This is a genomic window from Methylobacterium sp. Leaf469 (genome assembly GCF_001424745.1).
Lineage (GTDB): Bacteria > Pseudomonadota > Alphaproteobacteria > Rhizobiales > Beijerinckiaceae > Methylobacterium.
The window spans coordinates 1-26445 of record NZ_LMRE01000016.1 but is presented as its reverse complement, the minus strand read 5'-3'; the positions used below and the strand labels follow the sequence as shown (position 1 = coordinate 26445).

Sequence of the window (26445 nt, the reverse complement as noted above, 5' to 3'; positions counted from 1 at the left end):
CGCCATCGCCACCCGCTACGAGAAGACTGCCGTCAGCTTCATGGGCGTCCTCTCCCTCGCAGCCGCCCTCGATTGGCTCAAGCGATGACACGCCCTAGGGGTACGAAGCCTTAGCCGTCCGGCAGCTCTACCCTGACACGGACCACGGGCCAGGAACCGGCCGGCTTGAGGAAGCCCTCCAGGTCGGGCAGCGACTGGATCTCGGACGGCAACACGACCCGGGTCTGGCGTCGCGCCGTGCTGGTGCCAGAGCTGCTGCTGGAGCCATCTTTGCTCGTCGAGTTACCCTCGGAATAGCTCTCCTCCCAGCGCTCGGCCTCGCCGAGCAGGCGCGAGAGAATGTCCGCGGTCTCCGGCTCGACCGAGCGCATGATGAGGATGTTGGAGAAGCAGTTCAGCAGGGTGCGGGCCTTGTCCGCCCCATAATGGGTGGTGAGCTGCGAGAACGATTGGATGGCACCTACGATCGCGACGCGGCGTTTGCGCAGCTTGGTCGTGGCCTCGATCAGGCTCGACAATTCGCCGAGGCTGTCGAGCTCGTCGATGACGATCCAGGTCGGGATGGCGTGCTCAGCCCGGTCGAAGCCGGCGGTGACCAGGGTGTCTAGCCAACAGGTGATCAGGCTGCGGCTGACGCCTAGTTCGGCCTCGCGATAGGGGATCCAGAGCCAGGCCGGACTGCTGCCGTCCGCCATGAAACTGCGGAACGAGAAGCGGCCCTCGGGGGTGTATTTCCAGCCCTGAAGGTAGCCCGAGAAGATCGAGCGCACGTTGGTGAGCACGCGCTCGCCACCCTCCTGGAGCATCACGGCCGAGGTGGTGCCGGCGAGAAGCGGCGTGAGCTGCGCCGGGGTCCAGGACGTCAAGGCGGCGACGAGTTCGCGGTTGGAGGCGCCCGGTCCGAGCGCCTCGCCGACATTGGCGAAGAAGCGTTGGGCGTAGTCGTGCCAGGAGCGCGACTCGCCATGGCCATCGGGAATGACCGAGCGGGCAAAGCGCGCCCACTCATACGGCTGCCGGATCTCATTGCTGATCGCCCAGCCGTGATCGTTGGCGAGCGGGCCCATGACGATGTCGTCGGGACGACCGAAGCGGCGGTGAAACTCGTGGCCGTTGTCGACGACGATGGCGCGCTCGCCACGGGCCCGGATGTTGTCGAGGAGCGCGCGCAGGGTGACGGATTTGCCGGCTCCGGTGGAGGCGGTGATGAGGATATGCAGGCTCTGGTTTCCGGGTGGAAGCGGAGCACCGGCGATCCAGACGCCGCCCGAACGATCCCCGGAAGCGATGGCCAGACGCGCCGCGGCGCGCTCGGGATGATCGCCCAGTTGCCGGAGCAGGAGGCGGGTGTAGCCGGCCGCCGTCATCAGGCGGGAGCCGCGAATGAAGCCGGTGTCATCCGGCGCTTCGATATCCCGACGCAGGACGAGGAAGACCAGCCCCGCGCCGAGGATGAGGACGACGAGGATGCGCAGAGGGTTGCCGGACGCGAGGATAACGAGCGTGGCGATGAGCCAGAACCCGGTGGCGAGGAACAGGTCGATGCCCCATTCCAGGCGGGGCCGCGCAACGGCATAACCGGCCAAGATGCCGATGCAGAACAACATGGCGAGGACCGGCAGACCGGAGTTGGTGCGGGATACCGGGCAGCCCCAGGTCCTCTTGGCGCAGGGCACGTCGATCTGTCCGATAGCCCAGATCAGACCGATGCAGCAGGCGATGCAGGACAGTACCCCGAGCGGAACCCGCAGCGGTCGTTCGCCCTCGTCGGGATCAAGCGGGGGCGGATTCTTGGCCTCGCCGACCGACCCCGTGTCCTCGCTCACCGAACCTGTGTCGTCGGATTTCGGATCGAAGCAGCGCCCGGAATAGATGTCCAGCCGGCAGAAGCGATCCTGTCCCGGGGGCGATCGTGGGCCCTCGTTGGGATCGAAGCCGGGTGGGTTTCGTCCCTCCCGCATCAAACCGATGCCGTCGATAGAAGAGCCGAGGCGGGGACCGGTGTGGCATTCGGGGTGGGTGCCCAATCGGCGAAGGCGGTCTTGTCCTGAGGGCGGGCAATGCGTTCGACGAGTTCAGCGAGAACCCCGGCAAAGCGCGGCTCCTTGGCGGCGGCATCGAGGAGGAGACCGCCGAGGATGATCTTGCGGCGGGTGTCGCGTTTGCGGGCTTCCTGAGCCTCGCGGGCCTCTAGGAGCTGGAGGTCGGCCCGAGCCTGTTCGAGCTTGCGGCGGGCGGCGACGATCCGGTCGGTGCGCGTGGGTGGCATCCATCATCCTCAGGCGTAAGTTGTGCTACCCCAGGGCGCCTATCACCCTCCGTGCACCCTGGAAAGGATTGGAAGGGCGCACTTTAGCATTGCTGCGCAATGCCGATGCGATTTACACGGGTATCGTGACCCGTCGGCGCCGTTCCCGGCCAGCGGGTTCGATCCGTCCGTTCCGCCGCCGCCCCGGGCTGTGCGCCCGGCTTCGTCTGTCCCTTTCCGCCCCGTCCGGCCGTGCTGCCGATCGCATTCCTCCCGAGGCCGACCGTTCCCGCGTGGCGATCTACCATCTCAGCGTGAAGGCGGTGTCCCGGGCCGGCGGGCGCTCGGCCACGGCCGCGGCGGCCTACCGCTCGGCGAGCCTGATCCAGGACGAGCGCACTGGTCAGACCTTCGACTACCAGCGCCGCGGCGGGGTCGAGGCGAGCTTCATCGTGGCCCCAGTTGGCGCGGACTGGGTGCAGGATCGCTCGGTCCTTTGGAACGCGGCCGAGGCGGCGGAGCGGCGTAAGGACGCCAAGGTGGCGCGCGAGGTCGAGGTGGCGCTGCCGCACGAACTCGATACCGGCCAGCGCCTGGCGCTCACCCGCGACTTCGCCGAGGGGCTGGTGACGCGTTACGGGATCGCGGCCGATGTGGCGCTGCATGCGCCGAGCCGGGACGGCGACGATCAAAACTGGCATGCGCATATCCTGACCACGACCCGGACCGTCGACGCGAACGGATTGGGCGCGAAGGTCCGGGTGCTCGACGTGCCAGCCTCGGCCCGGACCGAGGTCGAGGCGATCCGCGAACTCTGGCAGGACACGGCCAACGCGCATCTCGAACGCGCCGGTCAGGAGGTGCGGATCGACCGGCGCTCGCACCTCGATCGCGGGCTCACCCTGGCGCCGACCGAGCATGTCGGGGTGCACGCGACGCAGATGCAGCGACGCGACAAACCCGGGGTCGACCGGGTGGCGATCGACGCGGAGACGGCCGCCCGCAACGCCGTCCGGATCGCGCAGGACCCCGAGGAGGTGCTGCACATCCTCAGCAACGAACGGGCGGTGTTCACGAAGGCCGACATCGCCCGGACGCTGCACCGCTACGGCGTGGACGAGCCGGCCGCGTTCCAGAACGCGATGGCCCTGGTGATGGCCTGCGACGCCCTGGTCGGGCTGGCCCGGGCCTCGGACGAGGGTGAGCGCACCGGGCCGGTCGAGCGCTTCACGACGCAGGATCTGTGGCTGACCGAGACCCGGATGGCGGCCTGCGCCGACCGGCTCGCGACCGAGCGCGGCTACGACGTGGCGCCACAGAAACGGCATGGGGTCCTGGCGGCGCATCCGGAACTCGCCGACGAGCAGCGCGCGGCGGTGGAGCACGTCACGGGCCCCGAGCGCATCGCCAGCGTGGTCGGACTGGCGGGTGCGGGCAAGTCGACGATGCTGGGCGCCGCGCGCGAAGCCTGGGAGCGTCAAGGCTTCCGGGTGCATGGGGCGGCGCTGGCCGGCAAGGCGGCGGAGGGCTTGCAGGACTCGGCCGGGATCCCGAGCCGGACCCTGGCGTCGTGGCAGCTCGGCTGGACCAACGGCCGGCATCTCCTGGGCAAGGGCGACGTCCTGGTGATCGACGAAGCCGGGATGGTCGGCTCGCGCCAGCTCGGGGCGGTGCTCGATGCGGTGGAGCGGGCCGGGGCCAAGGTGGTGCTGGTGGGCGACCCCGAGCAGCTCCAGCCGATCGGACCAGGCGCGGCCTTCCGGGCGGTGATCCAGCGGACGGGCTTCGTCGAGATCGAGACGATCCGCCGGCAGCATACGCCGTGGCAGCGCGCGGCCAGCGTGGCACTCGGCACCCGCCGGACGACGCAGGCGCTGGAGACGTATTTCGATTACGGGGCGATCCACTTCACCCCGGATACGGCCGCGGCGCGGGGCCGCCTGGTGGCGGATTACCTGTTCGACCGGACGATCAACCCACTGCAAACGCGGGTGGCGCTGGCGCACACCCGGGCGGATGTACGGGCACTCAACGAGGGTATCCGTACGCACCTGCAGAAGGCCGGCGAACTCGGCGGCGAGACGGGGTTCGTCACGGCCCTCGGCGTCCGCGCCTTCGCCCCCGGCGACCGGCTGGTGTTCCTGCGCAACGACCGCGAACTCGGGGTGAAGAACGGCACGCTGGCGACCGTGGTGGCCTCGACCGAGGGGCGGCTCAGCGTCCGGCTCGACGGCGCTTCGGGTCGCACCGTATCGGTCTCTCAGACCGATTACGACGCGGTCGATCACGGCTACGCCACGACCATCCATAAGAGCCAGGGCGCGACGGTGGACCGGGCCTTCGTGCTGGCCTCCGGCGGTATGGACCGGCACCTCGCCTACGTGGCGCTGACGCGGCACCGCGACGGGGTCGGGCTCTATGCGGGCCAGGATACGTTCGCGAACTTCGAGGTCCTGGCGGCGCGGCTGAGCCGGGCGGGGTTGAAGGAGACGGTGCTGGACTACGTCCGGGTACCGATCCGTGAGCGCGCCGGACCGGTTCGTGCGCCCGAGCCGCGCTCAGCAGCGCACGTGCCTGCGGTTGCCCCTGTCGACCTCACTGAGGCAGCGTTGGCGGCCGCCATGCCCACGACCACTTGGGGGCCGGAGGATGAACCGCTGCCTTCCCTGATCCGGGCGGCCCTGGCCGCGCCAGTGAACGGATTGATGCCGATCCTACCGGGGGTGCACGAGGAGCGGGGGTGGTTCAACAGGCGCGTAACTTCCGCCGTCCTTGCCCGATCCGAGGTCAAGGCTGCGCGCGCGCGGAACGCCGGTCTGGCCGGCGCGATGGTGAAGGATCCCCGCGCCCTGGGCAGGGCGCTCTACGATTTGCTGGATCGGGGAGGCGCACTCACCGAGACGCCAGCTGCCTTCCTGAAGCAGGCCGGCGCCGAGGTCGACGACCCCGACGGGTACGGGGGCCTGCGGGGCAAGACCGGGCTGTTCGCGTTCCCGGCGGCGCGAGCCGAGCGCGCCGCCGCGCTGGCGGCCGTACCTCAGCTCAAGGCCGGACTCGGACATCTGAAGTCGGTGTTCGACGAAGCCGTGGTAGTGGAAAGCCAACGGGAGCGGGTCCGTTGCGCCGCGATCCGCATACCGATCCCGGGCCTGAGCCCGGGCACCCGGGCGGCTTTACGGCTGTTGGATGCCGCACACATCTGGAAGCCGAAGAGCATGCTCGGAGGTCTGGCAGCGCTACGGGCCGAACCGAACGGCGTGGCCGAGGTCGAGGCGTTCCGGCTGGCGGTGGACCAGCGCTTCGGCACCGGTAAGGATCGCCCTGGGAACATGGAACACCGGATCCAGCGCGAGTCGATGTTCCTGCGTTCCAAGATCGAGGCCTTGATCAGCGGGGCGGACGCTTATGCATTGGCAGTCAGCTGGGAGCCGGAACTGAAGGCGCGGCTCGAGGAGGCACGGCAAGAGGTGATCGAGCGGGCCTCGCGGCCGGCTCCTGAACCCGAACGTGTGGTCGAGGCCGAGCGCAAGCCCGCCCAGGGGCTCACACTCGGACTGGGTTTCTGACGACGTGAAGCGCCGGAGGCAGCCTAAAAACCAAGAAGGCCAGCCTCGCAGCTGGCCCGGATCGTCGGAGGTGAGGCGGATGTGATTCGCATTCAGAAGCGACCCACCCGATTCGTTTTGGATCACGCACTCAACACGCAAAGCGGCGTCCAATTCACTCTTTGAATCACAGTGTCGCGGTAGCTCAGTGGGTAGCGCAGATGCCTGGAGACGGCCTGGATGATGAGCGCCGCCTCGTAATACCGTCCCTTAAAGTCACCCTTGGCGCGCTGCTTCAGCTTGGCAGCGGTAGCGGACAGGTCATGGGGCAGCTTCCGAAACGGAAGGCGCCATGCAGGTGTATGGTCAACGTTGAGTGAACGCCGGCGCGATCGCGTTTGCGACGAGCCCATCTGGAGTCGCTCAGCAGCGGACTGAGCGTGCCGCTCAGCTTCTCCAGCTGTACGTTTCATCCGAGATGGTCCTTTCAGCAGTTGTTGAAATATGGCTATCCAATGAAATCACTTGACTTGGTTTCAGCAAAGATGGCATTTTCAACAAATGCTGAAAGAGCTTAATTCGGTGAAGGACTTGGAGGGGAGGGCTGTTGAAGCCCTGCGTGGCCTACTTTCCAACGTCGACCCGATCCACGTCCACGCGATTGATCGAGAGGTTTCGATCAACGGCAAGCACGTCGACATCGTGGCCGACATAACGGCATTCGGCAGACGCCATCGCCTAGTGTGCGAGGTCAAGAGCAGCGGCCAGCCCAGGCATGTGCGCAACGCCGTTCTTCAGTTGCGCAACTACCTCGCCCTTGGCTGGTCCGGCCGAGATGCAACGCCCGTCTTCATCACCACATACCTCTCCGCCGAAGCGCAAGCGATGTGCCGTGAGGCCGATGTTGGCTTCCTCGATCTCGAAGGCAATGTACGCATCGCCTTCGACGGCATTTTCATCGAGCGCTCTGTCTCGACCAAGCCCTCGGTTCAGCGACGAGATCTGAAGTCGATCTTCAAGCCAAAATCCGCGCAGATCCTGCGAGCCATGCTCCGCGATCCATGGCGCGAATGGCGGGTCGCGGATCTAGCGAAGGCAGCCAATGTTAGTCTCGGGCAGGTCAGCAACGTGCGGACGAACCTGCTGGACCGCGAATGGGCTGAGCTGTCGGATGGCGGTCTGTATCTCCGTGCACCGGACAGAGTGCTGGACGCGTGGCGCGACGCCTACGAGCCTCCGTCGGGAGAGAAGCGGCTCTTCTACACGATTTTGCAGGGCAAGCAGTTCGACATTGTAGCGAAGCAAGCCATCCACGCGAATGATCACCGTGATGCACACGGCGCCCGAGCGATCTTCGCGTCCTTCTCGGCTGCGCGCTGGCTATCGCCTTACGCGCGCTCAAACATGCAGCACTTCTATGCCAACGATGCCGGTCTCGGGCTCCTGAAGTCGGGCTTGAAACTAACAAGCGCTTCGAAGGGCGAGAACGTGGCGATCACCGTGACCTACGATGAGGGCGTGTTCCTGGACGCCATCGAGCCCGTTCCGGGCGTCCTCTGCACCAGTCCGATTCAGACCTATCTAGACCTCGCAACCGCGGGCGAGCGTGGATTCGAGGCCGCGGAGCATCTTCGATCCGAGAAGCTTACATGGCCGCGATGAACCCGCAGGATCCTCAGTCCGCTTCCGATTACGACGATCGGACGACCGCCGCGGTCAAATCCGTGCTCGTCGAGATCGGCCAGATCCTCGGTTCTTACAGAGGTAAATTCGCGGTGATCGGCGGAGCCGTTCCGTGGTTGCTTCTCGACAATGAAGAGATGCCGCACGTCGGCACCATCGATGTTGATCTCAGTCTCGATGCCGAGGCGCTCGGCGACGGCGAGTACGCGACGCTCGTCCAATCTCTGATAAGCCATGGCTATCAGCAACGCGGCGAGTTGCGCCGCTTCCAACTCGTTCGCCAAGTGCCGCCTTTGGACGACGGGCCGGCCGTCAACGTCATCGTCGACTTCTTGATGCCGCGCGATGCAGAGATCATTAAGAACAAGCCGCCCCTCGTCGACCACTTCGCGGTCCAGCGCGCAGACGGCGCGGATCTCGCACTGCGTTTTCACGAATTGACCGCTGTCAGTGCGCCGATGCCGGGCGGCGGCACCAACACGGTGGAGATTGCGATCTGCTCCATTCCAGCGCTGCTCGCGATGAAGGGCCACGCTCTCGGCGGCCGTTTAAAGCAGAAGGACGCTTATGACATCTACTACTGTATCCGGAACTACGGCGACGGCATCGAGGCGCTCGCAGAGGCCTGCAAACCGCTCCTCGAACATGCGAGCGGGGCGGCTGGCTACCGCATCATTCGCGAGAAGTTCAGCGACATCGACGGCTTTGGGCCAACGAGCGTGCGGAAGTTTGTCGCGGAGACTGCCATCCTTGGCGACCGCACTGATGATCAATGGCAGCAGGATGCCTTCGGTATTGTCAATGCCTGGTTAGACGTTCTCGGATTAGGCGAATAGCCGCGTTGGTTGGGCGTGTCGCAAATTCGGGCAAAAGGCGCAGCAGGACCTTTACCCTCCCGCTTTCACGCCTTGTTCGCCTGGGGAAGTCCAAAGCAGAGTGGGAGTAGGTGATTTTGCTCGCGAACGGTCCACGCGCCGGCAAAGCCGAAGCCTTTGCGCAACCAAAGCATGGACTCGAAGCCGCAGATCGTGCGGCGAGCCGTGTTGAACGAGCGAAAGCCACCGACCTGCAGCATGAGACGCTTCACCGGGAAATGATCGCTCTCGATGCCTTGTCGCAGATGCTTCGTGACCTAGTGGAGCGGCGCCCGGGGTAGTAGCCGCCGCCTGGCGGCTCTCGACGATGGCCGGCGGTAGGTGCCGTAGGCCGCAAGACCGGCATTCCGGTGTGTGTCGGCATCGGGCCGACGAAGACCCTCGCCAAGGTGGCCAACCGCACGGCCAAGAAGGACCCCGCCTCCGGCGGCGTCTGCTACCTGGCGACCGAGGCGGCGCAGACGGCGCCCCTCGGCGGAATGGACCTGGAGGACGTGTGGGGCATCGGGCACCGCCTACAGCACCATCTTGCCGCTATGGGGATCACCACGCCCCTACAGCTCCGCGACGCCTGCCCGACGATGATCCGACAGCGGTTCAACGTCGTGGTGCAACGGACTGTGCTAGAACTTCAGGGGTACCCCTGCATCGACTTGGAGCAAGGCAGCCCCGACGCCAAGACCATCTGCACATCCCGCAGCTTCGGGCGGGCCGTGGAGGGCTTCGACGAGCTGGCCGAGGCGTTGACCGCCTACACCTCCTACGCGGCGCAGAAGCTGCGCAGGCAGGGCCTTGCCACGGCCTCGATCACCGTCATGCTGACGACCAACCGGCACAAGACTGAGGATGACCAATACTATGCGCCTCGGCCCGTGCGCTTGACGATCGGCACTAGCGACACTGGCCGCCTGATCTGGGCAGCCCTCTGGGGCCTCAAAAGCATCTATCGGCCAGGGTTCCACTACAAGAAGGGCGGAATCCTCCTGCTCGATCTCCACCCGGCCGAGGCCGTGCAGGGTTCGCTGTTCCTCCGGCCGGATGATCCCCGCCGGGTTGCCCTTATGGCCGCCATGGACGCCCTCAATGCCCGCTATGGCAAGGATCGGGTACGCTACGCGGCCAGCGGAACAGCTCGGCCCTGGAAGCTCCGGGCCGAGCATCTATCACAACGGTGCACGACGTAGTGGGGGGGGGATTTTAAGAGTATAATTTCTGATATGGTATAATTTACCAGTGTTGTCTAAATATTCAAAGTTCCTACATAGTAATCTCTATTTTCCCTACCAAAAGCTTTGTCTGGTTTGCCTTCGTTATTTAGCCAATCACGGGGTCCATAGGATGGATTAGACGCATAGCAATGGATTTTATTATCATCGGTCTCAAATGTGATATCCCAAGCTTTTGTTTGAGTGATTTTGTTGTATCCCGAATAGTAATAAAGATGACGTGACTCGGCCTCACCAATGACAATGATTTTAGGTTTAAGTCTATCTAGCCATTTATCAGGTAATTTACCTGATTTTCGACCATGGTGAGGAGCAAATACTACAGTTGTAGGCGACAAATTTATGTCGTCGTATATGTCTTCCATGAACTGGGTTTCAAGATCACCGATCCACATGAAGGACGCACTATCTTGGATTGAATAGCGAGCAACAAGAGAAATATTATTGAATTTCTTGCCGTCCGCAGCCTCCTGTAAAGCGACTTTGAAATACTGATTCGAAACGTTCGGCCAGAGCATACTTATTCCAGAAGAGCCACGACCGTCACCATCCTGATTCATCCATTTGCGTTTGCAGCCTTTCTCCACATAGTATGATTTGTCACTATCGCGTAAATTGCAGTAATGTTTGAATGAAACTGACTCGTCCGGTTTTGTTGCTTTGTTTTTCACGACATAAAAATTTGCTATGGAAATTCTATCATCAAGATATTCTAGGCCTTCTATATGATCTTCGTCAGGATGAGTCGAAATGAACCGAGAAATACCTTTTTTGCCAGACTCTTCCTTGATTTCATCGGCAAGCCATTCTTTGTGATCTCCAAATAATTGACAGTCGATAATTGTAAAGTTATCACTTCCATGAGTAATGTAAAACATATCGCCGTTGCCTACGGCGAATGATCTAACGACTGGCATTAGACTTGACCTCTTTTTTAGGAGATACAGCGCGTGGAGGTTTCATCAAAGTGTCGCAGCTAAGGATAAGCTGTCGACCGTAAGCGCGTGAAGCGTCCCGAACCGCGTATTTACTAACGGCAAATACCATATAAGCAGAATGTAGTAATACTGCAGCAATGACTATTATCAGTTTCTCTTCAATTTGTGTAAGAGACATGAAATATCTAGGTCTAATATAAATAATACCAGTGCAGAATGCTAGTACTAAAATATTACAAACTAACGCCGTTGACTTTAAGCCTAAAAGATTACGGCGGAAACCGTAGGTAATGTTCTCTCCAAACAGAATTGGGAACGCGCGCGTATCGCGGGTACGATCGCGTAACCAGGCACCTGCACTTCGATAGAAATCATTTGCTCTGTTAGGATCAGCTTTCTCTTCGTCAGCAGATGGCGTATTCTGCTTAAGTTGATTTGCAACAAATATTCGGAAACGGTCTTTAGACCCCTCGGGAATATCTGCGTTACCTCGATGCCATTGTTCAGGGGTTTCGCCTGTTCCTAATTTGGCCTGGATATACTTACCCCGATTCCTAGCCATATCTGCAAAGGCGAAAATTAGAACTAGACCCATTGAAGCTGAAATAGTTTGAGACAAGCTTAAATGGTCCCATGGCACAATGATGAAAAGCAAAGCCAATGTCGGTAAACCTGCAATTAGTGCAGGAAAAACACGGGCTTTAAGGCTGTAAGTGTCAAAATTCTTGAAGATATCTACCATTGAATGCACCGCCGCTGTGGCCAGTCCCATCATAAGGCTTGATGGTGAAATAAAAGGCGTGGCACATTACGCACCACGCCCTTCAATACACCTACGATCAGATATCTACCAAGAAAGGCTTCTATTTATATTTCGGGCTACGTGGTGCATTCCGATGCTTTTGAAAAACGGATGCCACGGCCGCGGAGCGATAAAGTTGAACCGCCCCCCACTTTCCCAGACTGGCACAACCGTTCCGCGTAATCCTGCCTGACTTGAACGCTGTTGCAGCTCATCAGTGATGTCTGCTTGCTCGCCGCTTGATTTATGGCCAAAACTTGAATCTAGCGGGACAATAACCATATCCTGCCCTTGCTGATTCAAATGGGCGACGTCAAAAGTTGGCATAGTAAGACCCTATTTGCTTCTAACTGAAGCCGGGCTTGACCAAGAGCTCAAACACGCCGTACGTACGACACGCTGTCACACAGCTCGCCCCGCGCCCGGCTAGAACCTATGCGGGTCGGAACTTCCAGGCCGTTGGGTGATCAGACCCAACGGCCTTTCCATATCCTTATGGACAATTTGTGAGCGCTGATTCAGCGCATTACTGTATTTCTGAATTCAATCCTGGATTTTGTAAGACTCTTCGTATCTGTTGTCTGGCCCGATATCCTCCGCAGTAATGAAGGCCTGCCCGTCAACAAGATACTGTCCGTAAGCTACGCGCTGGATATGACCTCTTTTGTTGAGATATCCAACCGCGTTATAAACTTCCTTGGGAGAAGCAACGATACCTTCGTCGTCAACTTGCTTTTTGATTTCTGATATCGACCAAGATTTCTTTTTACCCAGAAAGTTTACAATTGTAGTGAGAACATCACCGCCTTTGGGCGCAGGTCCAAGAGTATCCTGGATTTCTCGCAAAAGCCTTTCAAGCTCCGTACGAGAGAGTGTCATCACTAAATTTCGGACGGCCGCGTAACGGCGCTCCGCATCTACGTCGGCCTGAGTTGCCGGTGTTGTAAGGACCTGAGGTTTCAGGCCTATCATCTGAGCCATGAATTCTTATCGCAGCTCAGAATTGCCGTGTCTAGGCACGATTCATCCATTCGTTCATTTTTCTTTGAAATTCCCGATCCCCACAAGGGCATATTGCGTCACAGCCTGTTGATAACAGCGGGGAGAACCGTAGTCTGACTCCCTCAGAGTTCAGATTTCGGTCCCACTTATGATGGGCGTGTCGCAAACTCGGATCTGGGACGCGGAACGACCTCTGCCGTCCCGCCTTCATGCTTTGTTCGCCTGGGGAAGGCCGAAGCAGACCCCAAGCAGTCGGTTCTGCTCGCAGATAGTCCACGCGCCGGCAAAGCCGAAGCCCTTACGCAGCCATAGCATGGCCCCGAACCCCTGGATCGTGCGCCGGGCAGTGCGGAAGGACTGGAAGCCGCCGATCCAGGGCATGTTCTTCCTGACCCGAAAGTGGTCGCTCTCAATGCCCTGCTGCAGGTGCTTGGTCACGTAGTGGAGCGGCGCGCGGGGTAGAAGGCCGTCGCTCTTCGCAGCCAAGATGGCGGGTGGATAGGTGCCGGCGCCATCCCTGCCGATGCGGTACGGGGCGAGCAACGGTTGATCCTGCAGCATCCCGCGGAAGAAGCGCTTGGCGGCATCGAGATCCCGGTTGGCGGTGAGCAGGAAATCGACTGGATTGCCGTGCTTGTCGACGCCCCGGTAGAGATAGCGCCACTCTCCCCGCACCTTGATCTACGTTTCGTCGATTCGGATCGAGCCGCAGTGCGGTTTACGGAACTGCCGCAACCGCTTTTCGATCAGCGGCGCGTAGGCCAACATCCAGCGGTTCAGGGTGGAGTGGTCCATCTCGACCCCGCGCTCCTCAGAACAGGTCCTCGATGTCGCGGCAGCTCAGCGGGTAGCGCAGGTACCAGGAGACGGCCTGGACGATCAGGGCAGCCTCGTAGTGCCGTCCCTAGAAATCACCCTTGGCGCGCTGTTTCAGATTGGCGGCGATGGCGGACAGGTTCATGGGGCGGCCTCCAGAACGGAAGGCGCCGTGCAGGCCGTATGGTCAACGTTGGGTAAACACAGGCGCTATCACGTTTGCGACAGGCCCATCCGAACTCGTAGCCCCTTTCTCATTGAAGCGCGCATCAGGTGGACAAATTTCAGACCGAACGCCAATTTGACATGCATCAGCGTGGATGATGTGCTTTCCTAGCATTCTCAGCTTTCAGGACCCAGCTATCTCTCGACAAGGAAGGGATCTACATGAAAAAATCGTCAGGTTTGCTTGAGCTTATAAATTACCATACCAGAAATGAATCGCTACCACCCAGCGACCGAGTTGAGTTTCTGAAGATTGAATATTTGTCTTCTGAGTTAAAACGCTGGATGATGACAGATCTTCTGGTTGGATTATGCGCAGCCATAGCGACAGTAATCACTCTCGTTCCAAACTTAATTTCAATAGGAAGAAATGACTCGATTGGCTTAGGAGTATTTTTTGCTACTGTAACAGTTCTTTGTTTGACACAATTTATCAAAGATATGGAGGCAGAGAAAAAATTCAAGCTTCTTGTTCGGATTGGATTGGCGAAGATGGAAAATGGCCGTGATTATTAGGCTATAGCTATGTCACTCCGCAGCGTAACTAACCAACTAACTCTACTTGTCGACAGAATCGGAAAACAACGAGGCGGAAAATTAGGCGGAATTATTTTCGCTGCCCTAGCACTTATGGGATTACGAATTGCTGGACATTTCTATCCGCTCTTAGATGACAGCATTATTCTGGCGGGCGGTGTTATAACTTCTGCTGCAATGGGTATCTTACTCACGAGAAAATCTGCACTTAAAAATGAGATATTCCTTGAGACTAATATGAGGATAGATCATCTTTATGCCCAGAAGGAAAGGTTAATAGAAGATTACTATTCCCTTACTGCCGCTCTTCAGCCTTCAATCCAAAATTTACAGGAAAGATTGGCTGAAATAGACCGAGAGATTTCTGACGAAATACTTAGGCCGCCACCTCGGTTACCTCCTGGCAATCAAGGAGATCCCCCTCAGATAGGTGGTCCCCCTCCACCCGCGGGAGCTTAAAGGACCCGAGAACCGGCTGTCGTCCACACAGTACCGTTCACGACTCCCGCACTTCTAGATATCCTAATTGGATACAGCGCAAGATGTCGTCCGTAAGCGTCTTGTCCACATGGACAGCTGTCCTCAAGTAGGCAGGATCCTTGCAGACAAAGCATCCGCATTGATCGATTCCTGTCCGTAGGGGCATGCCCGTTCGGACAGGACATTCTGCCCAACAGTGGATTAGAGAACGATCGGACGGTTTCCGCTATCGACCCGACCCGACCCGACCCGATCGTAGAGCAGTTGGCGGTGTCCAACCCAGAGCAGCCTTATGGATGCAGGACTGCAACTGTCGGAAAGACGACGGTATTCCGGACATTGAGCCTCGGGTCCCGGTAACCCGCCCGTTCATGAGCTGAACCGTCCGTTTCCGACCCTTATCGGACATTCAACCCTGAGCTTCTAGTGCGTCAGCAGGAGGTTGGGTTGGCTCGAACCGTTCGATGAACCGCAAGCCATCCCAAAGATCGATAGCGTGTCCATCAACGAGTGCCAGAACCTCTGCCTGGCGTCATCGTCGTTCAAGCCCGGGATCATGGTGTTCAGATCACCGCCCCCGCCGTCGATGAACATTACAGCCCGATAGCGTGGCGGCTCATCTGGCTCGGCAGATGGGGGCTTGGTCATCGGGTAAGCCAGATACCGGCATAAGAAATGGCGGCTGAGTAGACAGGACGGCCGTCTTCGTCCGTCACCAGCACCGTAAGAGTGTGATGCTCGCCATCGGCAAGCACTTCTTCGGCGGCAATTTCTGGCAACAGTTTTTTAGCGTATCGTGCCGCCGCCTGATTATCGGCAAGTTCGGTCCCTTCGTTGTCGCGTTGGGTACGTCCATCATGAAGATCGAAGAAATAACGAGGCATCGATTGCTCCGCGCGTAATAGGCGGGAGCACTCAAGTCTCCCAGGCGCGGAAGACCAATTCGTGAGGCCGCGATAATCTTATCTTATGTATTCTTCGTGTCGTCAGCAAGTGGTTATTAAGTCACATTGATCCATGTTATTGTGATTGTGCAATAACTCGTCTCACACAACTTACATGAAAATTTACAACCGTTGCCTTAGGGAAGATCATAATTCTCACAGAAGAGTGCGTTAGTCTACCCGCTTGTGGAGATGCAGATAGGCCGGATCAAAATCGCAGTACTCTTCCAGCTGCATCGCATCGGGAATGTGAAGCTTATGGTCTTGCAGCCTAAGTAAGCCCTTCTCACGCAGGGACTGCACTGTTCGGTTTGTATGCACAGATGTAAGGCCTACCGCGTCAGCCATATCCTCCTGCCTAAGCGGGAAAGGGTAGCCGTCCTCGTTGCCGATACCCACCATTCGTAGGCGTACCCGAAGCTCGCAAAATAAATGCGCAAACCGTCTGGACGCATCACGCTTGCCCATGTTCACCAACCATTCCCGCGCAATCGCTTCATCCACGAGCGCCGTCCACCGCAGCGCGTGGGCGATGCGTGGGTGTTGCTCGTTTAGATCGAGGATCGTGGCGCGGGGCAGGATCGCAATCGTGCAGGACGATAGGGTCGCAATACTATGGTCCATTGTGCCGAGGATCGCGGCGTTCAGGTCGCAGCAGTCGCCCGGCACAAGCAAGGCGATGATCTGGCGTTTGCCGTTGCGGAGCATCTTGTATCGGCAAGCGAAGCCGTCGAGCACGATGTGCACGTTCTCGGGTCGGGTACCTTTTGTGATGATCGGTTGCCGTGCGGCGATCCGGTGGCCACGTGGCAGGTAAGCGAGCCGGGTTCGATCCGCATCCGTAAGGTTTGCACCGTGTTCCAGCTTGCAGATGAATGAGCTGAACACGGCGTCTACCTCCGGGGCATTTAGGAGGTAGCACCTCAAATGCTTGAACTTAACCTGCATTAAGATTGTTGCTCACGCAAGAGAACGCATCGTCATAGCGTTGTGAATTGTCGATCCGACCCGAACGTCCGTTTTCCACCCAAACAAGACATTCGTCCTATAAGCCCGATGTCAGAGATCCGATCGTTTTCCCGACGATCACGACGGGCTGGCTCCCAACCCCTCAAAACGGCCAGGTTTCTGTCGGGAAAATATGACTGGTTTTCTATTGCGGATTAAACCCAGCTGAATCACTATCCCGACATGCTCGTCGGATATGCCCGCGTCTCCACCCTCGACCAGAACCTCGACCTTCAGCGCGATGCCCTGACCAAGGCCGGGTGCGAACGCCTGTTCGAGGAGAAGAAGTCCGGCAAGGCCGGCACCAAACGCCCCGAGTTCGAGGCGGCACTCGCCTACCTGCGGCCGACCGACGTCCTGGTGGTGTGGAAGCTCGACCGCCTCGGCCGATCCCTCGTCGAGATGATGCGCACAATCGACGCCCTGCGGGTGAAGCAGATCCACTTCCGCTCCCTGACCGAGCAGTTCGACAGTGACACCGCACATGGCCGCTTCGCCTTGCAGATGCACGGCGCCATGGCCGAGTACTTCCTCGACCTCAACCGCGAGCGCACCATGGAGGGGCTCAAGGCGGCCCTGGCACGGGGCCGCAAGGGCGGACGGCCGAAGAAGCTGTCGCCCGCCGACCTCGAGGTGGGACGTGCCCTGCTGCAATCCGGCACCATCTCGATCGCCGCCATCGCCAAGCGCCTCGGGGTGAGCCGGGACACGTTCTACAGCTACTTCCCCCAGGCCCGGGCCCGCAGCCAGGCCGCCGCGGCCGCCGCGACCGCATCCGACGGGGAGGCCTAACTCCATGCCGATCCGGCGCGAGCACCGCTTCTTCTACCCCATCGATTGGCCCCAGCTCTCGGCCGTGATCCGCTTCCAGCGGGCAGGGGGCCGGTGCGAGGTCTGCGCCCGTCCGCATGGCCAGCGGGTGTTCCATCTCGGCGATGGCCGGTGGTGGGACGGGGAGGCGGCCTCCTGGCGCGATGGGGCAGGGCGCTTCATCTGCCTTTCCATCGGCGTTGACGACATCCTCGGGCAGGTGCGGACCACGCGCGTGGTTCTGGCCACGGGGCACCGTGATCATGACACGGCCAACAACCGCTCGAAGAACCTCACGGCGTTCTGCCAGCGCTGTCACATGAACCACGATCGTCCCGAGCATCGGCGCCGGCGTTGGCGCACCCTGTTCCGAAGGAAGGCGCTCGGCGACCTGTTCAAGGGCCCGTATCCGAACGTCTGACCCAAGAGGTCCGGCAGCCGAGCACGGCCGCGGAGGCCGCTGCAGGACGATTCGCTAGCGCAGCCACCCGCCACTTCAAGAATGTCGCCAACGGCCAAGCTTTGCTACCGCGGCGCGGAAACCGGCTGGGATGGGGCAGGATGCGGTCAGTGAGCGACGGTGGAGCGAACGACACCAGGGCCGCCCGGCTCCGGCGCCTGTGGCGCAGCCACGATACCGACGTCCGCACCAGCGGCCTCGCCCTCGGCCGGCCTGCGCTGGTGGCAACAGGGCAGGGGGCCCTTCGCCGGCCGGCCCACGGCATGACGGCGCGGGAGTTGATCGCCATGGCGCGGGCGGCCCGATCCGGCAGCGCATCGCCGATGCCGGGGTCTCAATTCGACACGCCGCGGATCGATCGGCCCTGACCAAGCGGGTAACCAGCGACCCTGCATCCTCCTCGCGAGCCATGTTGCGTACCGGCTCAGCCGTGAGATGGACGATCCTCCCCGCCGGCCCGTGAGCAGATCGGGCGGCGGGGCTGCTTCATTGAAAATTAACCATACGGCCCCCATTTGAGGGTCATACCGATCGCGGTCCTGCCGCTGGATCGGAAAGCGGCCACGATGCCGGGATGGGGTGACGCCGGATGTACGCGCACCGTGTCTCAGCGTCCGTGGCCGTTGCCATGTCCGGGCCTGGGCTGGCGCTTAACGGTTTGTTGCCGATGTTCCTTCAGGTTGCCTCCATCTCTTGAGGATCCTGGCCGATGCGCGTTCTACTGATCGAGGACGATGCGTCGGTCGCGCAAAGCATCGAGCTGATGCTCAAATCCGAGCGGTTCAACACCTACACCACCGACCTTGGTGAGGAGGGGATCGATCTCGGCAAGCTCTACGACTACGACATCATCCTCCTCGACCTGAACCTGCCCGACATGTCGGGCTACGAGGTGCTGCGCGCGTTACGCGTGTCGAAGGTGAAGACCCCGATCCTCATCCTCTCCGGCATGGCCGGCATCGAGGACAAGGTGAAGGGCCTGGGCTTTGGCGCCGACGACTACCTGACGAAGCCCTTCCACAAGGACGAACTCGTCGCCCGCATCCACGCCATCGTGCGCCGCTCGCAGGGCCATGCCCAGTCGGTGATCACCACCGGCGACCTAGTGGTGAACCTCGACGAGAAGACGGTGGCCATCGCCGGCAACCGGGTGAACCTCACCGGCAAGGAGTACCAGATGCTGGAGCTCCTCGCCCTGCGGAAGGGCACGACCCTGACGAAGGAGATGTTCCTCAACCACCTCTACGGCGGCATGGACGAGCCCGAGCTGAAGATCATCGACGTGTTCATCTGCAAGCTGCGCAAGAAGCTCGCCAACGCCTCCGGGGGCCAGAACTACATCGAGACGGTGTGGGGCCGCGGCTACGTCCTGCGCGAGGGCGTGCCCGAGATGCGCGCCCTGGCCAGCTGACGCTGACGTCCCCGGCCAAAACCCGATGTTAGGCTCCCGGTAACCCTTCGCCCTCAGCCTGACGAGCAATGCGCGAGCCGAAGCTACATCGGCAGCGTTGCGCTCCGACTTTGACATACACAAATTGCGCGACGCCAATTTGTAGCTGATAGCTATCAGATAGCTATCAGCTAGATTTCCGATTCAGTGCTTCTCGCTGAAGGAGGTCCAGAGCTTTTTCTAGTGTCTCACCAAGGCCCCATTCGTTCGCATCAGCAATAGCCGTTAGGCCGTCTATCGTTTCTTGCTTGAGCTTGACATTAAATTGGACATTGCGGCCGGTGCGGCGACGACGTTGTTGTATCGGGGCCGACGGTGGCGCAACAGTCTTTACAGGCTCCCTACTCCGAAACCCGGATGCTTCTGCTGCTGCCCTTGTTTGCGCCGGCTGTGGGCGATCGTTTGCAGTTTTCCCAGCCTTCGACCATTCGTTCGGGTCAAAGTTGTCGAGATCATCACCAAAGCCGATCTTAGCGCGCTCATTGGTTGTCATCAGGCAACCTTTCTAGCGGCCCCTGCCGCTTTCAGCTTGGAGATCACCTCGCCGGTGAATTCCCGCGCATTCTGGATTGCTTTATCGACATTGCTGACCTGTGCCGGGTTTAGACCTTCAAGCGTGCCGCCGAAGGCGAACAGATCGCGGTAGGCAGCCCGGTCTACGATCGGCGTCGAAAACAACTCCACGCCCCCGTCCCTGAGTTGGTTAGCCACGTCGCGGAGAGCACGTGAGGTAACGGCCGCGCTTGTTCGCGTCAGGACCACAGAATAGGCGATCTTGCGGCGGGTCATCTTCTCTTGATTGCGGAGCAAGCGCAGCGTTTTGGCCCCTCCCCTCGCATCCATGCTCGATCCCTGGATGGGAATAATCACTAGGTCCGCCATGCCGATCGCGTTCGACACCATCAAGCTTGCGGTTCCTTCAAGATCCACGATTACAAACTGAGAGTCGCGCTCGGCCGCTTCTATGGCGTCAATGACCGTGTCCTCCGTCACATCGCTGATGATTGTGACATTCTCCGGCTTTCCGGGCAGCTTGCCCCATTGAGAGATCCACCGCTCTGGATCGGCGTCGATCACGGTGACTGCCGCGCCCTTCACAGCAAGCTCGGTGGTGAGGAGCAGCGCCGATGTGGTTTTTCCGGCCCCTCCCTTAGGGTTCGCGAACGCAACGACGGGCATGAAATTTCCCTTACGGCAGGCCGCCCGACATCAACACGAATCAGCTTCGGAAAACTTAACAGGAAGCTATCAGGTATCAAGCGGATATCCATATGCATCTAGATATCCTAAAGCTATCTGATATCTATAGGATAACACCAAGCTATCTGATAGCTTCCTACTGAAAATTTTGAAAATATGAAGATCAGGAAGCTGAACTGGTTAGTAGACAGCGTCTACTTCTGCGGAATCACTCCGTGGCAAATGCCATTTACAGATAAGTGAGGGCATTCAGCTAAGTAGTGACGGTCCTAGGACCGACCAGCATCGAAGGCGATATGATGTTTCCCGAATTAGGAACTTACGGCATCGTCGTGATGGCCTTCGCAAGCACCTCATTCATCCGAGTCTGCCAACCGGCGCCAGTGGCCTTGTAGGCTTCCACCACATGGGGATCGAGACGGAGGGTCAGGCTCACCTTCGGTGCTTCGGACCGCGGCCGACCACGTCCACGCTTGGGAAGGAGCGCATAGATGTGCGCTGGCATCTCCGCCGCAGGACGCAAGCTCGCAAGCTGCTCATCGGTCAGCTCCGGGTTGTCCGAGACCTCATCCCAGTCCTCCTGCGAAAAGCCCAGGGGGGCTAGATCAGCTTTTTGAGCGGTAACGGTCATAGGCAGCCCTTTCCTTCGGGTTGGCCGGGCGCAGGCTCACGATGTCGAAGGCCTGCGTTCCGAGGGGTGAGACGACGACAGCGACGACGAGCGTTCCATTCCAGTCGCCGATCAGAAGGTAGCGCGTCCGGCCCCGTTCGCTCGGGTAGGTCGGCAGATACAGGGCGGTTTCGCCATCGAACGAGGCGTCGAACTCGGCGAAGTCCAGCCCGTGCTTGAGCAGGTTCGCTCGCCGTTTGATCTCGCTCCACGTCGCGCTCATGCGAATATATGTAGGGGCGTTAAATCACCGGCGCAACGAATAAGAGCCCCTACAGAAATTTCTGGTGCCGTTTCCATACCTCGCTGCGCCGGGCGAGGAGCGGCACCGGAGGATGAACCCCCAAGCGTTCCCATATCGGCGGCCAGGATGGGTAGGCAGCCGACGCTGCACGAGGGGGCCAGTATGCGTCGTTGATCGACCCGGCCGACTCCCTACCGTTGACTTAACCGTGTTACCCGGCCGACATGCCATGTCCGGCCGCGCTCGCTCGTGCGAGTCGTGGGCGGACATCAGGAGAGATCACCGCCGCGAGATAGACCCTGAAACGACTACGGCCCCCCTGTCGCCAAACAGGAGGGCCGCGAAATCGAAATGGTCTGTGAGGACCCAACACAATCCCTCACAAGCCATAGAGCGCCCTCGGGTGTCAAGCGGGAACGCCAATTCCCGCATCGAGAAGTCGTGCCTTGTGCTTGCCGCGGCCCGAGAGGGTTGAGGACGATGTTTCACGCAACCATGCGGGGTGCGATCGAGGACGCGCGAACGCTTGCGCAGATGGATGCCCTGTCACGCCAGGTGTGGCAGGCGCACGGAGCAGGGGCCGTCGACGATGACGAGGCCCAACATCTAGCTGAACAGCTGCACGCCCGGCGGGGGGCGATTCGCGATGGCATCGTGCCGGTCGGGATCCCTGCCCGCCGGCCGAGCCTGTTCCCGACCCGTCGGGCACCGGTGTCGCCGGATCGCCTGGCCTCGCGCGATCGGCGTCGACACCTGGCCGCGTCGGGCCCAATGCCGCCGGCACTGGCGGCGCGCTTCACGACAGGCCAGCTCGCGGTCCTGCGCATCGTCGGCGACGAGGTCGCGGCCAAGGGCGTGTGCGGACTGTGCATCGATGCCATCGCCGCCCGAGCCGGTGTGTGCCGACGGCTCGCTCAAGCCGCCATCCGTCTGGCAGCGAGCGACGGACTGCTGACCATCGAGGAGCGTCGCCACCAGGGCCGGAAGAACTCGCCCAACCTCATCCGGGTGATCAGCCGGGAATGGCAGGCATGGATGCGTCGTACCCGGCGTAAGCCCACTGACCGGCAGGGACAGTCTCAACCGGCCTCATCTGGGAGGGGGGTAGGGTGCAGAACGATTCATCCCACGGATACAGGGGTGTTAAGTTCGGGGAAAACCGAAGCCAGCGGCACTGTCGTAGAGCTGCCGGCACGGCAGAGTCGGACCCGACTATGAGGGGATCTGGAATCGGTGCGACCGGTCCGGACGGCGGAGCCATGCCGAGGGCGCATCCGGCCGGGCGGAAAAACGAACGATTGGGATGATCAAGTGGGATGCCTGGGCGGCACGGCCCGAGCTCGTCGCAATGCTAGCCACGGGCGTTCAGGGGAGGTGGGCAAAGACAACGCCATTCCCGCTGGGCATTCCAACGGCTAACCAATCGATCACGATTCTGTGATGGCTGGATTAAAGTGCTTTCTGGATTCTACTGAGGTTTCGCGCGGAAACCCGTCATTCTACGAAGAACTGTTGCAGTAATGGCATAGCGGCTCGGGAGATGGCAGAATACGCATAGGTTAAATAGAGATGATTTGAACCGTAAGGACCCACCCCGTGCTGAAGACCCTCCTCACTGGCGCTGCCTCTGTTCTCTTCGTAGGAGCTGCTTCTGCTGCCGATCTCCCGCGTCGCGCAGCACCGCCGGTGTTCGTGCCGGTGCCGGTGTTCACCTGGACCGGCTTCTACGCGGGTTTCAACGCGGGGTACGCCTTCAACGAGAGCGACCGGATTCGCACCACCGGCATCGGCGCTCTGCAGAACAACGTCAACGCCGGCCTTCGCCGCGGTGATGTCCGTCTCTCCCAGGAAGGCTTCACCGGCGGCGGCCAGATTGGCTACAATCTCCAATTCACTCCGGGTTCCGGCGTCGTTGTCGGCTTCGAAGCCGATGCGCAGTACACCGACCTCCAGCGCACCCAGGTCGACAACATCTTCCTGCCGGTGTTCAACCCAAACCGCCTGACCAACACCTATCGTTCGGAGCTCGGCTTCCTCGGAACTGTGCGCGGCCGCATCGGCTACGCCTTCGACCGCGTCCTCGTGTACGGCACCGGCGGTTTCGCCTACGGCGATGTGTCCCAGAACATTAGCTTCACCACCGGCATCCCGCAGACCTATGCCGGTTCGCGCTCGCAGATCGAAACCGGCTACGCCTACGGCGGCGGCATCGAGTACGCCCTGCCCACCGAGTCGTTCCTGAACTTCTTCAAGTCCAGTGCCGTGACGGTCAAGGCGGAGTACCTGCGCTACGATCTCGGCACCAAAAACCTCCTCGTTGGCACCACGGGTGGTCCTGGCATCGGCTACAACTCCCGCTTCACCACCGAGGGTAGCCTCGTGCGCGCTGGCGTGAACTACAAGTTCGGCTCGTACTAGGACTGGTGGGATTTTCAGGTTCGACCTGAGCGTTCCTAGCCCCGATCAACCAAGCCACTTCCGCTGAGGCAAACCCCAAGGAGAGATCCTTGGGGTTTTGTCATTCAAGGGGGAGCTGCGGCGAATGTGGCATTCTCGATTTTAGCGCTCACGCTGCCAGTGCTTGGCATGTACCCAGCGCCACCGACGAGGGAATCGAAGCGAGGGCGGCATGACCGGCACGGCGCGGCCCACCACCGATTTCCTAGCCGTCGCTCTGGAGAATGGAGAGTTGCGTCAGCAGCTTGCCGAGGTTCAAGACCAGTGCATCGAGCTTGCTGTCGACGCAGGCGAACTGCACGCCGAGATCGATAGACTTCGCGCGCAGCTGCATGACGCCGAACGCGCATGCGATCGGTGGCGTGCCCTGGCCGAGCAACGGTTGGCCGGTTGAACCGGCAACTTGCGAGCCTAGCCTGACCCATCAGGTGCGGCCTCGACACGAAGACGGCAGGGCTCTTAGCCGCGCCGCTACGCTGTGATTGGATCACCCCAACGTTGAGGGGGCGAAGCTGGCCTAGAGAGCCGATGCGTCAGCGACGACGCGCCGTGCCGTCGGCGCCCGCGGGGTCAGCGAGGGCGTGGTCGTCAGCTCGGAAGCCGGGCGCACCGCCGCGGTGACACGTGCCTGCTCACGGTAGAGCGTCGGGGTGACGGTGATGCGCTCGTCGGCCATCGCGGTGCCCGCCAGAGTGACGGACGCCAGGGCAGCGAGGACGAAGGTACGAACGGTCATGATGTCGATTCCTCTGGTGGGCCGGGGCCTGCCCCGGTTCATGAGAGGAATATGCTTTGCACTGCACCATCATTCAAACAGATCGGATCGATAGCCAGTATCGATAAGATCAATGATTGGCGGTTGCTCGATCGGGGATACGAGATCGCCGTTCGCCATGGCCGAAACGAAGAACGGCGAGGCTTTCGCCCCGCCGTCGCGCCAGGATGGAATGGTAGTGGGAAAGGGGCCTAGAGTCCCATCATCGCCTGCGAGGTGCCGACGACGGTGAAGATCAGGCCGGCGATGAACACGCCCGCCATGAGATACGAGAACCCGGTCAGCGCCATCGCGAGACCCTTCCTCACGGTCCTCAGCAACGGTTTCCACCCGAGGTCTGGCCGTACTGCATCACGGGGAAGTTCTGCTGGTTGGCGTTGCCCTCGGCGGCCGAGCTCATCGGGCAACCACCATACGACGGCACGCGGGACGGGGCGTAGACCGAACCGGTGGTCTGAACCTCAGACCCGAACGAGGTGTAGCGCGACGGACGCTCACCGGCCACGGCGGACGAGATCGAAGCAACGCCAAGGATAAGGGCAGCGGTGGCGGTGGCGATACGGGTCTTCATGGCTGGTCTCTCAAGCTCCTTTACAGGACTGACCTGGGTTCAGGTCCGTTTCTCTGTGTGTGAACCTAATATGGGGTGTCTCTTTCATTCTGGACGTGTCGATCCGCACGCACCATCGCGGATTAAGCGACAGGGGCACTATGCGAGCCATCGATGCGTCGGAGCACTCTTCCAAACCCTCCAACAGCATGGCCGACATGGATCGTGTTCCGTTGCCATAGGTGCTCGACCGGAAGTTTCGCCGAGGTCAAATCAACACCTGGCAAGTGAAAGTTTTATTGCTCGATTGTTTCTGCGCAGATGCAATTGCATATCACTGGCTTCTGCGGGTAATGCCAGAGGCACCGTACAGTATGGAACCATCGTGATGACCGAACCTGAAACAGCCCTATCAGCCGATTACGTCGAGCTGAGCGCTGACATCGTTTCAGCCTATGTCTCCAACAACTCCGTTCCTGCAAGCGAGCTTGGCAAGCTGATCGTGGGTGTGCATGCCGCGGTCATCGGCCTTGCCACAGGCGGCTCTGCCGCGGCGGAAAAGGAGCAGAGTGCGAAGACGACCCCTGCGGAGATCCGGAAATCCATCACGCAGGACGCCCTCATCAGCTTCGAGGACGGGAAACCCTACAAGACCCTGCGCCGACACCTGACGATCCGGGGGATGACGCCCGAGGCCTATCGCGCGAAGCACGGCCTGCCTGCCGATTATCCCATGACGTCCGCGGCCTACTCGGCTCAGCGATCCAAGCTTGCCAAAGCCCTTGGACTTGGTCAGCAGCGCAAGGGAACGAGCTAGGCTCTTCCAAACCGAGGCGCGTACAACCCAACGAGGCAGTTTCCAACGCACCGGCCCAAAGTGAAGCCGAAGTGCGCAGGGCGATGGCAGGCGGCTGAGACGGCCTCGTATCGCAGAACAGGCAACACCAGCGAGGATTGGGTCCAATCCCCATAGGGAAGGGGATCCACCGGTATACATCCAATCCGTCGACTGCCGTTTCTTTCAGCTTGCGGAAACCGCGGAGAGACGCTCTTTGCAGGCGATTGCCATAGCTGGTCCTCTGGCATCCTACTCTGAAACTTTCAGCCCGCGGCGTCATCGCACGACGGGCTGTTTTTTTGGAACAAAGGCATTCACCGGACGTTGGTGATCCTCGCCAATCTACAAAAGTAAATACAAAGTAAAAGCCACAGTTTCCCACAGCATCTTCGATCTATTCGTGGTGTTGCCGAAATGCACTAGAGGCCGGAGGCTCGGCTTTGCTAAGCCGAGATCACACCGCACCGAGAGTGCGCCTTAGATTTCGGCAGCCGCCCCATGTTCAAGACGCTCTTCCTCGCCAGCACCGCCGCCGCCCTCCTCGTGGGCGCTGCCTCGGCCGCTGACCTTCCGCGCCGCGCGGCTCCGCCGGTGTTCGTGCCGGTGCCGGTGTTCACCTGGACGGGCTTCTACGCCGGTTTCAACGCCGGTTACGGCTTCGA

General features: G+C 60.5%; 26 protein-coding genes and 4 pseudogenes. 13 read left to right on the top strand and 17 right to left on the bottom strand.

Translation table 11 applies throughout. The features are described 5' to 3' along the window. Positions 1-88: pseudogene (locus tag ASG60_RS22660) on the top strand (IS5/IS1182 family transposase); the annotation flags it as partial. Between the two features lie 22 nt (positions 89-110). On the opposite strand, the gene ASG60_RS10630 reads toward ASG60_RS22660, so the two are convergent. Then, positions 111-1826, bottom strand: a complete 1716-nt coding sequence (locus ASG60_RS10630; protein ID WP_162244785.1) for a type IV secretion system DNA-binding domain-containing protein — start codon at positions 1824-1826, stop codon at positions 111-113. A gap of 134 nt (positions 1827-1960) precedes the next feature. Further along, entirely contained in the window at positions 1961-2269 is a 309-nt protein-coding gene (locus tag ASG60_RS10625) for a hypothetical protein (protein WP_056385492.1), read from the bottom strand. Between the two features lie 272 nt (positions 2270-2541). Here ASG60_RS10625 and traA point away from each other — a divergent pair, with 272 nt between their 5' ends. Beyond that, on the top strand, positions 2542-5814 hold the full coding sequence (traA, locus tag ASG60_RS10620; protein WP_056385490.1) for a Ti-type conjugative transfer relaxase TraA: 3273 nt from the start codon (positions 2542-2544) through the stop codon (positions 5812-5814). Positions 5815-5987: 173 nt separating this feature from the next. Here traA and ASG60_RS22655 read toward each other — a convergent pair. Further along, positions 5988-6113: pseudogene (locus tag ASG60_RS22655) on the bottom strand (IS6 family transposase); the annotation flags it as partial. A 205-nt stretch (positions 6114-6318) separates the two neighbouring features. On the opposite strand from ASG60_RS22655, the gene ASG60_RS10615 reads away from it, so the two are divergent. Then, complete coding sequence (locus ASG60_RS10615; protein ID WP_244476637.1) at positions 6319-7455, top strand: type IV toxin-antitoxin system AbiEi family antitoxin; 1137 nt, start codon at positions 6319-6321, stop codon at positions 7453-7455. After that, positions 7443-8312, top strand: a complete 870-nt coding sequence (locus tag ASG60_RS10610; RefSeq protein WP_056385486.1) for a nucleotidyl transferase AbiEii/AbiGii toxin family protein — start codon at positions 7443-7445, stop codon at positions 8310-8312. Before ASG60_RS10615 ends, ASG60_RS10610 begins: the two co-directional genes overlap by 13 nt. A 65-nt stretch (positions 8313-8377) precedes the next feature. Here ASG60_RS10610 and ASG60_RS10605 read toward each other — a convergent pair. Then, positions 8378-8635: pseudogene (locus ASG60_RS10605) on the bottom strand (DDE-type integrase/transposase/recombinase); the annotation flags it as partial. 66 nt (positions 8636-8701) lie between these two features. Here ASG60_RS10605 and ASG60_RS10600 point away from each other — a divergent pair. Continuing rightward, positions 8702-9535, top strand: a complete 834-nt coding sequence (locus tag ASG60_RS10600; protein ID WP_244476636.1) for a DUF4113 domain-containing protein — start codon at positions 8702-8704, stop codon at positions 9533-9535. Between the two features lie 56 nt (positions 9536-9591). Here ASG60_RS10600 and ASG60_RS21965 read toward each other — a convergent pair whose 3' ends face one another. The 4 genes and pseudogenes from ASG60_RS21965 to ASG60_RS10595 form a co-directional block, all read right to left on the bottom strand. Further along, complete coding sequence (locus ASG60_RS21965) at positions 9592-10455, bottom strand: hypothetical protein (RefSeq protein ID WP_244476635.1); 864 nt, start codon at positions 10453-10455, stop codon at positions 9592-9594. Positions 10456-10480: 25 nt separating this feature from the next. Beyond that, positions 10481-11290, bottom strand: coding sequence for a hypothetical protein (locus ASG60_RS22650; RefSeq protein WP_156398861.1), 810 nt, complete (start codon positions 11288-11290; stop codon positions 10481-10483). 570 nt (positions 11291-11860) lie between these two features. After that, positions 11861-12298, bottom strand: coding sequence for a hypothetical protein (locus ASG60_RS22645; protein ID WP_156398860.1), 438 nt, complete (start codon positions 12296-12298; stop codon positions 11861-11863). Between the two features lie 228 nt (positions 12299-12526). Then, positions 12527-13280: pseudogene (locus ASG60_RS10595) on the bottom strand (IS6 family transposase). Positions 13281-13522: 242 nt separating this feature from the next. Here ASG60_RS10595 and ASG60_RS22640 point away from each other — a divergent pair. Next, positions 13523-13876 (top strand): hypothetical protein, encoded by a 354-nt coding sequence (locus ASG60_RS22640; RefSeq protein WP_156398859.1) that lies wholly within the window; start codon positions 13523-13525, stop codon positions 13874-13876. Between the two features lie 1145 nt (positions 13877-15021). On the opposite strand, the gene ASG60_RS21955 is transcribed toward ASG60_RS22640, so the two are convergent. Both ASG60_RS21955 and ASG60_RS10590 read right to left on the bottom strand, forming a co-directional pair. Then, on the bottom strand, positions 15022-15261 hold the full coding sequence (locus ASG60_RS21955) for a hypothetical protein (RefSeq protein WP_082531708.1): 240 nt from the start codon (positions 15259-15261) through the stop codon (positions 15022-15024). Between the two features lie 231 nt (positions 15262-15492). Beyond that, positions 15493-16209: a Crp/Fnr family transcriptional regulator gene (locus tag ASG60_RS10590; protein WP_056385496.1), complete on the bottom strand. Its 717-nt coding sequence runs from the start codon at positions 16207-16209 to the stop codon at positions 15493-15495. A 303-nt stretch (positions 16210-16512) separates the two neighbouring features. Here ASG60_RS10590 and ASG60_RS10585 point away from each other — a divergent pair, with 303 nt between their 5' ends. From ASG60_RS10585 to ASG60_RS10570, 4 genes are all read left to right on the top strand, one after another. Next, positions 16513-17121, top strand: a complete 609-nt coding sequence (locus tag ASG60_RS10585) for a recombinase family protein (protein ID WP_056385480.1) — start codon at positions 16513-16515, stop codon at positions 17119-17121. A gap of 4 nt (positions 17122-17125) precedes the next feature. Continuing rightward, positions 17126-17560: a hypothetical protein gene (locus ASG60_RS10580; RefSeq protein ID WP_056385478.1), complete on the top strand. Its 435-nt coding sequence runs from the start codon at positions 17126-17128 to the stop codon at positions 17558-17560. 140 nt (positions 17561-17700) lie between these two features. Beyond that, positions 17701-17967 (top strand): hypothetical protein, encoded by a 267-nt coding sequence (locus tag ASG60_RS10575; protein ID WP_056385476.1) that lies wholly within the window; start codon positions 17701-17703, stop codon positions 17965-17967. Between the two features lie 341 nt (positions 17968-18308). Further along, a complete protein-coding gene (locus tag ASG60_RS10570; protein WP_056385474.1) occupies positions 18309-19010 on the top strand; it encodes a response regulator transcription factor CtrA in 702 nt (233 codons plus the stop codon). A gap of 166 nt (positions 19011-19176) precedes the next feature. Here the strand turns inward: ASG60_RS10570 and ASG60_RS21950 are convergent, their stop codons facing one another. From ASG60_RS21950 to ASG60_RS10555, 4 genes are all read right to left on the bottom strand, one after another. Next, on the bottom strand, positions 19177-19542 hold the full coding sequence (locus tag ASG60_RS21950) for a stability/partitioning determinant (RefSeq protein WP_082531706.1): 366 nt from the start codon (positions 19540-19542) through the stop codon (positions 19177-19179). Then, a complete protein-coding gene (locus ASG60_RS10565; RefSeq protein ID WP_056385472.1) occupies positions 19542-20228 on the bottom strand; it encodes a ParA family protein in 687 nt (228 codons plus the stop codon). Before ASG60_RS10565 ends, ASG60_RS21950 begins: the two co-directional genes overlap by 1 nt. A gap of 340 nt (positions 20229-20568) precedes the next feature. Beyond that, positions 20569-20880: a BrnA antitoxin family protein gene (locus ASG60_RS10560; protein ID WP_056385470.1), complete on the bottom strand. Its 312-nt coding sequence runs from the start codon at positions 20878-20880 to the stop codon at positions 20569-20571. Next, positions 20855-21142, bottom strand: coding sequence for a BrnT family toxin (locus tag ASG60_RS10555; RefSeq protein ID WP_056305806.1), 288 nt, complete (start codon positions 21140-21142; stop codon positions 20855-20857). Before ASG60_RS10555 ends, ASG60_RS10560 begins: the two co-directional genes overlap by 26 nt. 516 nt (positions 21143-21658) lie before the next feature. Here ASG60_RS10555 and ASG60_RS21945 point away from each other — a divergent pair. Next, entirely contained in the window at positions 21659-22381 is a 723-nt protein-coding gene (locus ASG60_RS21945; RefSeq protein WP_210168490.1) for a hypothetical protein, read from the top strand. A 378-nt stretch (positions 22382-22759) separates the two neighbouring features. Then, on the top strand, positions 22760-23581 hold the full coding sequence (locus tag ASG60_RS10545; protein WP_056305811.1) for an outer membrane beta-barrel protein: 822 nt from the start codon (positions 22760-22762) through the stop codon (positions 23579-23581). 244 nt (positions 23582-23825) lie between these two features. On the opposite strand, the gene ASG60_RS23035 is transcribed toward ASG60_RS10545, so the two are convergent. The 3 genes from ASG60_RS23035 to ASG60_RS10535 form a co-directional block, all read right to left on the bottom strand. Then, on the bottom strand, positions 23826-23999 hold the full coding sequence (locus tag ASG60_RS23035) for a hypothetical protein (RefSeq protein WP_162239271.1): 174 nt from the start codon (positions 23997-23999) through the stop codon (positions 23826-23828). 138 nt (positions 24000-24137) lie between these two features. Beyond that, positions 24138-24356 carry a hypothetical protein gene (locus tag ASG60_RS10540; RefSeq protein ID WP_200927311.1) on the bottom strand — a complete coding sequence of 73 codons (219 nt, stop codon included), beginning with the start codon at positions 24354-24356 and terminating at the stop codon, positions 24138-24140. Between the two features lie 352 nt (positions 24357-24708). Further along, positions 24709-24966, bottom strand: a complete 258-nt coding sequence (locus tag ASG60_RS10535; protein ID WP_056305813.1) for a hypothetical protein — start codon at positions 24964-24966, stop codon at positions 24709-24711. A 367-nt stretch (positions 24967-25333) separates the two neighbouring features. Here ASG60_RS10535 and ASG60_RS10530 point away from each other — a divergent pair, with 367 nt between their 5' ends. Beyond that, positions 25334-25762: a MucR family transcriptional regulator gene (locus ASG60_RS10530; RefSeq protein WP_056305815.1), complete on the top strand. Its 429-nt coding sequence runs from the start codon at positions 25334-25336 to the stop codon at positions 25760-25762. The last annotated feature ends 683 nt before the right edge of the window (positions 25763-26445 follow it).